8 protein-coding genes and 1 pseudogene are annotated in these 7,567 nt (G+C 67.4%); 3 read left to right on the top strand and 6 right to left on the bottom strand.

Going from position 1 to position 7,567, the window contains the following annotated elements:
• The 4 genes from A5652_RS06585 to A5652_RS06570 all read right to left on the bottom strand — a co-directional run.
• A partial coding sequence (locus A5652_RS06585) for an alpha/beta hydrolase family protein (RefSeq protein WP_067348079.1) occupies nucleotides 1-1,114 on the bottom strand: 1,114 nt, incomplete at its 3' end.
• 173 nt (nucleotides 1,115-1,287) lie between these two features.
• On the bottom strand, nucleotides 1,288-3,603 hold the full coding sequence (locus A5652_RS06580; protein ID WP_067348076.1) for a cation-translocating P-type ATPase: 2,316 nt from the start codon (nucleotides 3,601-3,603) through the stop codon (nucleotides 1,288-1,290).
• A complete protein-coding gene (locus tag A5652_RS06575) occupies nucleotides 3,600-3,812 on the bottom strand; it encodes a heavy-metal-associated domain-containing protein (RefSeq protein WP_067348074.1) in 213 nt (70 codons plus the stop codon). The genes A5652_RS06580 and A5652_RS06575 overlap by 4 nt, the downstream gene beginning before the upstream one ends.
• 107 nt (nucleotides 3,813-3,919) lie before the next feature.
• Entirely contained in the window at nucleotides 3,920-4,741 is an 822-nt protein-coding gene (locus A5652_RS06570) for a mycofactocin-coupled SDR family oxidoreductase (RefSeq protein WP_067348072.1), read from the bottom strand.
• 217 nt (nucleotides 4,742-4,958) lie between these two features.
• On the opposite strand from A5652_RS06570, the gene A5652_RS06565 reads away from it, so the two are divergent.
• A complete protein-coding gene (locus A5652_RS06565) occupies nucleotides 4,959-5,429 on the top strand; it encodes an SRPBCC family protein (RefSeq protein WP_067348062.1) in 471 nt (156 codons plus the stop codon).
• Here A5652_RS06565 and A5652_RS06560 read toward each other — a convergent pair whose 3' ends face one another.
• Nucleotides 5,430-5,990 (bottom strand): pyridoxamine 5'-phosphate oxidase family protein, encoded by a 561-nt coding sequence (locus A5652_RS06560; protein ID WP_067348059.1) that lies wholly within the window; start codon nucleotides 5,988-5,990, stop codon nucleotides 5,430-5,432.
• 160 nt (nucleotides 5,991-6,150) lie between these two features.
• Between A5652_RS06560 and A5652_RS06555 the strand changes: the two genes are divergently transcribed.
• Both A5652_RS06555 and A5652_RS06550 read left to right on the top strand, forming a co-directional pair.
• Entirely contained in the window at nucleotides 6,151-6,765 is a 615-nt protein-coding gene (locus A5652_RS06555; protein ID WP_067348056.1) for a TetR/AcrR family transcriptional regulator, read from the top strand.
• A 69-nt stretch (nucleotides 6,766-6,834) separates the two neighbouring features.
• Complete coding sequence (locus A5652_RS06550; RefSeq protein WP_067348050.1) at nucleotides 6,835-7,320, top strand: YkgB family protein; 486 nt, start codon at nucleotides 6,835-6,837, stop codon at nucleotides 7,318-7,320.
• Here A5652_RS06550 and A5652_RS06545 read toward each other — a convergent pair.
• A pseudogene (locus A5652_RS06545) lies at nucleotides 7,282-7,567 on the bottom strand (TetR/AcrR family transcriptional regulator); the annotation flags it as partial. The gene A5652_RS06550 and the pseudogene A5652_RS06545 sit on opposite strands and share 39 nt — an antisense overlap.

The following is a 7,567-nucleotide window of genomic DNA, read 5'->3' as shown; positions in this document are numbered from 1 at the left end:
CCTCCGACGATGAGGGAACTTCGAACCATCCCGACAGCCCGGTGTAGAGGCCATGCCGATTCATGACGGTGATCGGGTCGAAGTCGGCCCACGCGGCGGTGTTGCCGCCGAACAGCTTGGCGAGCGTGGCCTCTTTTGAGCCGATGCTGGGCCCCCGATCACCGGCGATGTCCACGAACGCGCTGAACATCTCCGGATGCATGACGGCCAGGTCGACGGCGCAGGTGCCGCCCATCGACCATCCGGCGACCCCCCAGTTGGCCCGGTCCGGACTCACGCCGAAGTTCGACACCATGAAGGGCTCGATGTCCTTCGTCAGATGGTCCGCGGCATTGCCCCGGGCGCCGTTGACGCACTCGGTGTCGTTGTCGAATGAGCCGGTGGGATCGACGAACACCAGCACCGGGGAGAACCCGTGATGCGCGGCGGCGAAATTGTCGATCGCAGTGAATGCGCCGCCCGGGCCCAGCCAGTCGGCCGGGGTGTTGAAGGCGGAGCCGACCATCATGACCGTCGGCAGCCTTGGCGGCGGATTGCTGTTGAACCATGCCGGAGGCAGATAGACGAGTTCGCGGCGGTGGGCGAAGTGCGAGCCGTTGTCGTCGATGTCCACCGGCACCACCACGCCCTTGGCCGGCCTGGTCCCGGCGATCTGCATCTCGGTGACCCGCAGCCTGTCGATCTGGTCGGGCAACGGGACCGACGTCAGCTGGTTCCACGCGGCGAGCACAGTGGGGAAGTAGCCGACCCATCCGTTCAAGGCCAGGCCCGCGCACAGGACGCATAGCGGCACCGAGAGCACCGCGAGCCCGCGGCGCCACCAGCGGGTGCCCGGCCAGCCCACCAGCGTGACCGCCGCGGCCAACCCGCCCAACGCGATCCATAGCCACAGCGCCGTTGGTGCCGGATCCCCGGCCACCCCGAGCGAGGTGATGTACCAGTACGCCAGGACGGTCACGGCGACGGCCGCGACCAGCGCCACCGGTAGCACCACCTTGCGCCAGCGCCGCGAACGCCAGCGGATCGCGACGATCAACACGAACAGAGCCAGACCCTGCACCGCCGGCGGAAACCAGCCGTGCAGCAGGGACAGCTGTCCGAAGAACTGCTCCAACGGTCGTGACCTTTGCTAGATCGATCGCTGCGCGCGGGTGAGGTAAGTGTCGAGGGGCCGGTCGGGGTCACCGAAGGCGGCGGCCGGACCAACTATCCCATACGATCGCGGCCCGTCATCCGACCATTTCCGCGCGTGTGCCAACCGGATGTGCGCGCCCCGGGCCCCCTGACTCACGCGTCGGCGATGACGCTGGTGAACGAGCGTAGCCGCAGGCTGTTACCGACCACCAGCAGGCTGGAGGCGGCCATTGCGGCGCCCGCGAACATCGGGTTGAGCATGCCGAGCGCGGCCAGGGGGATCGCGGCGAGGTTGTACCCGAACGCCCACACCAAGTTGGTCTTGATGGTCGCCAGCGTTCGCCGGGAGAGCCGGATCGCGTCGACGGCGGCGCGTAGGTCGCCGCGAATCACGGTGAGGTCGGCGGCCTGGATCGCGACGTCGGTGCCGGTGCCCATGGCCAGACCCAGGTCGGCGGCGGCCAGCGCCGCGGCGTCGTTGACGCCGTCACCGACCATGGCGACCACCTTGCCCTCGGACTGCAGACGTTTCACCGCGGCGACCTTGTCGGCGGGCGTGGCGTCGGCGATGATCCGCGCGATGCCCAGTTCGCCCGCGATATGGGCGGCGGCTGTGCCGTTGTCGCCGGTCAGCAGCACCGGCGTGAGGCCCAGTCCGGTGAACTGCCGCACCGCCTCGGCGCTGGACGGCTTGACGGTGTCGGCGACCACCAGGATGCCGCGAGCCAGGCCGTCCCAGCCGACGGCGACGGCGGTCTTGCCCTCGCTCTCGGCGCGGGCTTTGGCCGCAGACAGGGTGGCGTCGAGGGACATGCCGGATTCGGTCAGCAGGCTCTCGCGCCCAACGACGACGGCGCGACCGTCGACCGTGCCCCGCGCGCCCCCGCCGTTGACTCCCGTGAAGTCGGTGGGTGCCGGCAGCGCGCCGAGTTGCGCTGTGGCGGCGCGCGCGATTGCCTGGGCGACAGGATGCTCGGAGGCGCCTTCCACGGCGCCGGCGTAGCGCAACAGCGTGCTGCGGTCTGTGTCGGCGCCGGTGACGAGGTCGACCAGGGTCATCTTGCCGGTGGTGACGGTGCCGGTCTTGTCGAGCACGATCGTGTCGACGCTGCGGGTCGACTCCAGCACCTCGGGCCCGTTGATGAGCACGCCGAGCTGAGCGGCGCGGCCGGTGCCAACCAGCAGGGCGGTCGGAGTCGCCAGCCCCAGGGCGCACGGGCAGGCGATGATCAGCACCGCGACGGCGGCCGTCAGGGCGGTCGTGAGCGAGAAGCCCGCGGCGAGCCAGCCGGCCAGGGTCGCCACCGCCAGCGCCATGACGACGGGGACGAACACCCCCGAGACGCGGTCGGCGAGGCGCTGCACCTGGGCCTTGCCGGACTGGGCCCGCTCGACGAGCTTGGCCATCTGTGCGAGCCGAGTGTCGGCGCCGACCCCGGTGGCGCGGACGACAAGCCGACCGCCGGCGTTGACGGTGGCGCCGGTGACGGTGTCACCTTCGCCTACCTCGATCGGGATGGACTCGCCGGTCAGCATGGAGGCGTCCACGGCCGAGGAACCCGCGACGACGATCCCGTCGGTGGCGATCCGTTCCCCGGGGCGCACGACGAACTCGTCGCCGACCGCGAGCCGCTCGACCGGGACGCGGGTCTCGGTGCCTTCTAGGTCGGGGCGCAGCACCGCGACGTCCTTGGCGCCCAGCGTCAGCAGCGTGCGCAGCGCGGCGCCGGCCGCCCGCTTGGAACGCTTTTCGAGGTAGCGGCCGGCCAGGACGAACAGGGTCACGCCCGCGGCGACCTCGAAGTAGGCGTGGCATGGGGCGCCGTCGCGCCCGACGGTCAGCTCGAAGTCATGCTGCATGCCTGGTTGGCCCGCAGTCCCGAGAACGAGGGCGTACACCGACCACAGGAAGGCAGCCAACGTACCGAGCGAGACGAGGGTGTCCATGGTGGCCATGCCGTGTTTGAGGTTGGTCCAGGCGCCCGCGTGGAAGGGCCGGCCGCACCACACGACGACCGGGGTGGTCAGGGCCAGCGATACCCAGTGCCAGCGGGGGAATTGCAGAACGGGAAACATGGCCATGGCGATGACGGGGCCGGCCAACACGATCGCGGTGACCAGACGGCGGCGCAGCGAGGTCAGCTCGGGAGCATCCGGGGTCGCCCGGGCGGCTTGATCGCGGCCGCGCTCCCGCGCTCGCGACGGCGGGGCGGCGGCGTAACCGGCCTTCTCGATCTCGCCGATGAGAATCCGCGCGTCGTAACCGGCGGGAGCCGTGACAGCGGCCTTCTCGGTGGCGTAATTGACGGTCGCTTCGACGCCGTCGAGCTTGTTCAGCTTCTTCTCGATCCGGGCCGCGCAGGAGGCGCAGGTCATCCCGGTGATGTGTAGCTCGATGCGGGAGTGAATGGTCGACGCGGTGGCAGCGGGGAGGGCGCCCTCGTACATCTCTCGTGGGGGCGTGCTCATGCGACCAAGACGGCCTCATAGCCGGCCTCGTCCACCGCACCGAGGATGGCATCCGCGGCGATGGGTTGCGTGCTGGTGACGACGAGAGTGCCGGTGGCGGCACTGACCGTCACGTCGTCGACGCCCGGGATCTGGCCCACCTCGCTGCGGATTGCCGCCTCGCAGTGCCCGCAACTCATCCCGCTCACCCGATATTCGCTGGTGGGCATGCCGCTCCTCATCTATCCCCGGCAGGTCTCGACTACCCCATTCTGCCTGCTCGGCGGAGCGGCCTATTGTCGCAGGTGCGATCCGCCGCCGCTGTACCAGGCCTGCATCAGACGTAACCGACGCCGATGTCGACCGAAACTTGGCTTGCGGTTACCAACCTGGATTGGTCGGAGGCTAGCCAGGCCACGGCGTCAGCGATGTCCTCGGGCTGTGCAATCCCCTCGGGCAGCAGGGGTTTGTGCATGCCCCGTAGCTGCGGGTAGTCGTCGGCCGCCGAGTGCAGCGCTTCCCGCATTCGGCCGGTACCCATCGGTGTGGCGACCGCGCCGGGGTTCAGGCTGTTGACGCGAATGTTGTACCGGCCGAGTTCGGCGGCGAACGCGCGCGCCATTCCGACGACGGCATGTTTGCTGGCTGTGTAGTGGATCATGAAGGACTGCATGTTGATACCGGCGGCCGAACCGATCAGGATGATCGAGCCGCCGCGGTCACCGTCGATGATGTGCTGCGCACCCGCCATTACGGTGTTCCAGGTGCCAATGACGTTGGTGTCGATGGTGTCCCGGAACGCCTGTGCGGATATTCGATTCCAAGGAGAGGGACTGCAGATTCCGGCGTTGGCGACGATGATGTCGAGCCGGCCGAGCTCGTGCACGGCAACTTCCACTTCCGCTTTGAGCGCATCGAGATCGCGAATGTCGACCTGCGCCGTAATCACCCTGCGGCCGCTTGCGGTTACCAGTCGTGCGGTCTCGGCCAGATCGTCGGGCGTGGGCGAGTCGTAGGGAACACTCGGCGGCAGCGGCCCGGCGATATCAATCGCAATGACGTCTGCGCCCTCGGCCGCGAGGCGTACGGCGTGTGCCCGACCCTGCCCGCGCGCGGCGCCGGTGATCAGCGCGACCTTCCCCGAGAGTGACTGGCTCATAAGCGTGGGGTCCCTTTCTGCACGGGCATCTGTGTCGCGTGGGCTACGGCGTTCCAGCATGCCGTAGTCATGTTGTCGTATTGCGCGAAGAGGTCGCGCGGTTGACCGAATCCGGGTTCTGGCGTGCGCGGTTCGTGCCGTCGCCGGTGTAAGTTCCAACACTCCGGACCCGCAGAGCTAGAGGGATTACGCTGCCGGGTAGCGGAAGGGAGACATCATGACCGTCACGGTTGTCGATCGAGGACCCAGACAGGTGAGCCGCAGGGTCGAGGTGGCCGCGCCGGCCGCGGAGCTGTATGCCATGGTCGCCGATCCACGTCGTCACCACGAACTGGACGGGTCGGGCACGGTTCGCGACAACATCAGCGTGCCGCCGCAACTCGTTGAGGGCTCGAAGTTTTCGACCCACATGAAGATGTTCGGGCTTCCGTATCGGATCACCAGCACGATCACCGCACTGACGCAAAACGAACTCATCGAATGGCGCCACCCGCTGGGTCACCGCTGGCGGTGGGAATTCGAGAAGTTGTCGCCGACGCTGACCCAGGTCACCGAGACGTTCGACTACCGCGATGCCGGTGCGCTCAAGAACAAGCTGAACTACTACGAGCGGATGGGCTTCGCGAAGGCGAACGCGACGGGCATCGAAGCGACGCTGAGCAAACTGCGAGACCGCTACGCGGGGTGATCAGCCCGCCGCTGAATCGGCTGCGTCCCAAGGCATTACGCCGGATACCCAATGACTGAGTTCCTTGGCCTGGTCGTTGCGGTGCAGATGGCGGGGCGGGGTCGCAAAGCTCGAGTAGGGCCGGCAGCGGATGACCACGCGGTTCTCGCGTTCACACATTTCCTGGATGTGCGGCCGGGCCTCGTCGCCCAGTGGTTGGCCGGACATGCGACCGCCGACTGCCATCATCACGTCGACCGCCAGATCCCGGTCCCGGTCGAGGGTTGCGTCGGCATAGACCTGCAGATAGGCAAAGGGCCACCGTTCGTCGAGCACGCACAGGCTCACCTTGCCGTCACGTTCGACGATGCGAGCCTTGCCGCGGCCGGCCATCGTGGAGACCAGCAATTCGTCGGTATCGGTGGGGATGTAATACACGATCGACATGCCCGGGCCGTCGTTGCGGCGACGGTAGCCGAAGACGCAGGTGCGATGGGTGCGCACGAACTCGCGCCGTTCGGAGGGAAGCATGTCGCGGTCGGTGGGAGCGGTGAAGGGTTCTGCCGCCAGGGGGAGGAGCATGACGAATGTTCCTTGCTGTCAAGGTGCTTGAATCATAAGTTAATTATGGATACAGTGTCTCCGAAATGAGTGCCCGGTGTCAAGCGGTAGGAGCGCCACCTTGAGTGATGTGGGCGACACCAACCGGCAACGGCGTACTCGCGGTCGCCCGGCCCTACCGATGGAGCGCATCCTGGGTGCGGCCGTCGAGCTCGTCGACGAGCAGGGACCCGAGGCGTTGTCGATGCGGTCGCTGGCGCAGCGCCTGGAGTCGGGCACCGCCACGCTGTACCGCCACTTCTCCAACCGGTCCGAATTGGTCTCCCTGGTGATCGACCAAATTCTGGGGGAGGTCGCCCTCGACGCGAAGGAGCTCGCCGGAATGCCGTGGCAGCGGGCCTGTATTCTGTTCGCGCGTCACATGTTTGACGCGCTGAGCCGACATGGCAATGTCGCGCCGCTGTTGGTCGGGTACACCCCGATGGGCCCGAACGCGTTGGCCAATCGCGAGCGCTGCCTGGCCATGTTCCTCGACAATGGTTTCTCGTCGGCGGACGCGGCCCGCGCGTACGCGACGCTGGCCCGCTACGTCCTGGGCTTTGCGATACAACTGTCTTCGGTGCCGGCGGAGCCCGATCAACACGACGCCGAACTCTCGGCGGCCTTTCACCGACTCGATCCGTCCCGCTTTCCCGCGACGGTCACCGTCGCCGACGATTTGCCAGTCCCGCTGGGGGACGAATTCGCGTTCGGGTTGCGGCTCATCGTCGCCGGCCTCGAGCGGTTGCGAAAGTGAACGCGATCGAGGCCTGAAACGTGGGTTGGGTGGATGCCCTCGTTTGTGCTCCCGAAAGGACTTTGCTTCATGATCGACCAAACCCTGGCGCCGGCCGCGGCGCCGACTCTGACCCGGTGGGGACACCACGTCAGCCGCTACGGCCTTGTGCTCGTGCTGGCGTGGATCGGAGTGGGCAAGTACGTGAAAATGGAAGCCCGCGTGTTGATTCAACACAGTCCACTAATGAGCTGGGTCTACGACATCTTCAGCTTCACCTTCGTCGCGCGCGCACTCGGAACGATGGAAATCGTTGCCGCCCTTCTCATCGCACTGCGGCCGCTATGGCCGCGGGTATCGGCCGCGGGCAGCGCACTGGCGGTGGTGCTGTTCCTGGGCACGCTGAGTTTCCTGTTCACCACCCCCGGCGTGGTGATGACGTACGCCCATGGTTTCCCGATTCTCTCGGCGTTGCCGGGCCAATTTCTGCTCAAGGATCTGGTCTTGCTCGGGGTCGCGTTGTGGACGCTGGGCGAGTCATTGACGGCCGTCGGTAAAGAGCGTTCCCCGCAGTAGTCCCTTGGCTGAATCGAGCGTCGCGGCGTACGCGTCCGGGCCCAGGGCGGCCGCCCGTTCCGTAAGACCGCGCGCCAAAGCGTGGATCGCATTCACCGCGGCGTCCACATCGGTGCCGGCGGGCAGCGCGCCCCGCGCTCGCGCATCATCGACGATCTCAGTGATGATGCCGCGCAACGCTTTCAAGCCGGGGTGCTTCAATCGGCCATTGCGGTGTTCGTGGCCGACCACCCGCATAGCCCGCTCG

This window comes from Mycobacterium sp. 1165178.9 (assembly GCF_001673555.1).
In the GTDB taxonomy this organism is placed as follows: domain Bacteria; phylum Actinomycetota; class Actinomycetes; order Mycobacteriales; family Mycobacteriaceae; genus Mycobacterium.
This window is presented reverse-complemented; position numbering and strand designations above follow the sequence as displayed.

Excerpts from the sequence above, each read along its gene's own strand:
- A5652_RS06580 (WP_067348076.1), bottom strand. The coding sequence starts at position 3,603 with ATGAGCACGCCCCCACGAGAGATGTACGAGGGCGCCCTCCCCGCTGCC.
- A5652_RS06575 (WP_067348074.1), bottom strand. The coding sequence starts at position 3,812 with ATGCCCACCAGCGAATATCGGGTGAGCGGGATGAGTTGCGGGCACTGC.
- A5652_RS06570 (WP_067348072.1), bottom strand. The coding sequence starts at position 4,741 with ATGAGCCAGTCACTCTCGGGGAAGGTCGCGCTGATCACCGGCGCCGCG.
- A5652_RS06565 (WP_067348062.1), top strand. The coding sequence starts at position 4,959 with ATGACCGTCACGGTTGTCGATCGAGGACCCAGACAGGTGAGCCGCAGG.
- A5652_RS06560 (WP_067348059.1), bottom strand. The coding sequence starts at position 5,990 with ATGCTCCTCCCCCTGGCGGCAGAACCCTTCACCGCTCCCACCGACCGC.
- A5652_RS06555 (WP_067348056.1), top strand. The coding sequence starts at position 6,151 with ATGGAGCGCATCCTGGGTGCGGCCGTCGAGCTCGTCGACGAGCAGGGA.
- A5652_RS06550 (WP_067348050.1), top strand. The coding sequence starts at position 6,835 with ATGATCGACCAAACCCTGGCGCCGGCCGCGGCGCCGACTCTGACCCGG.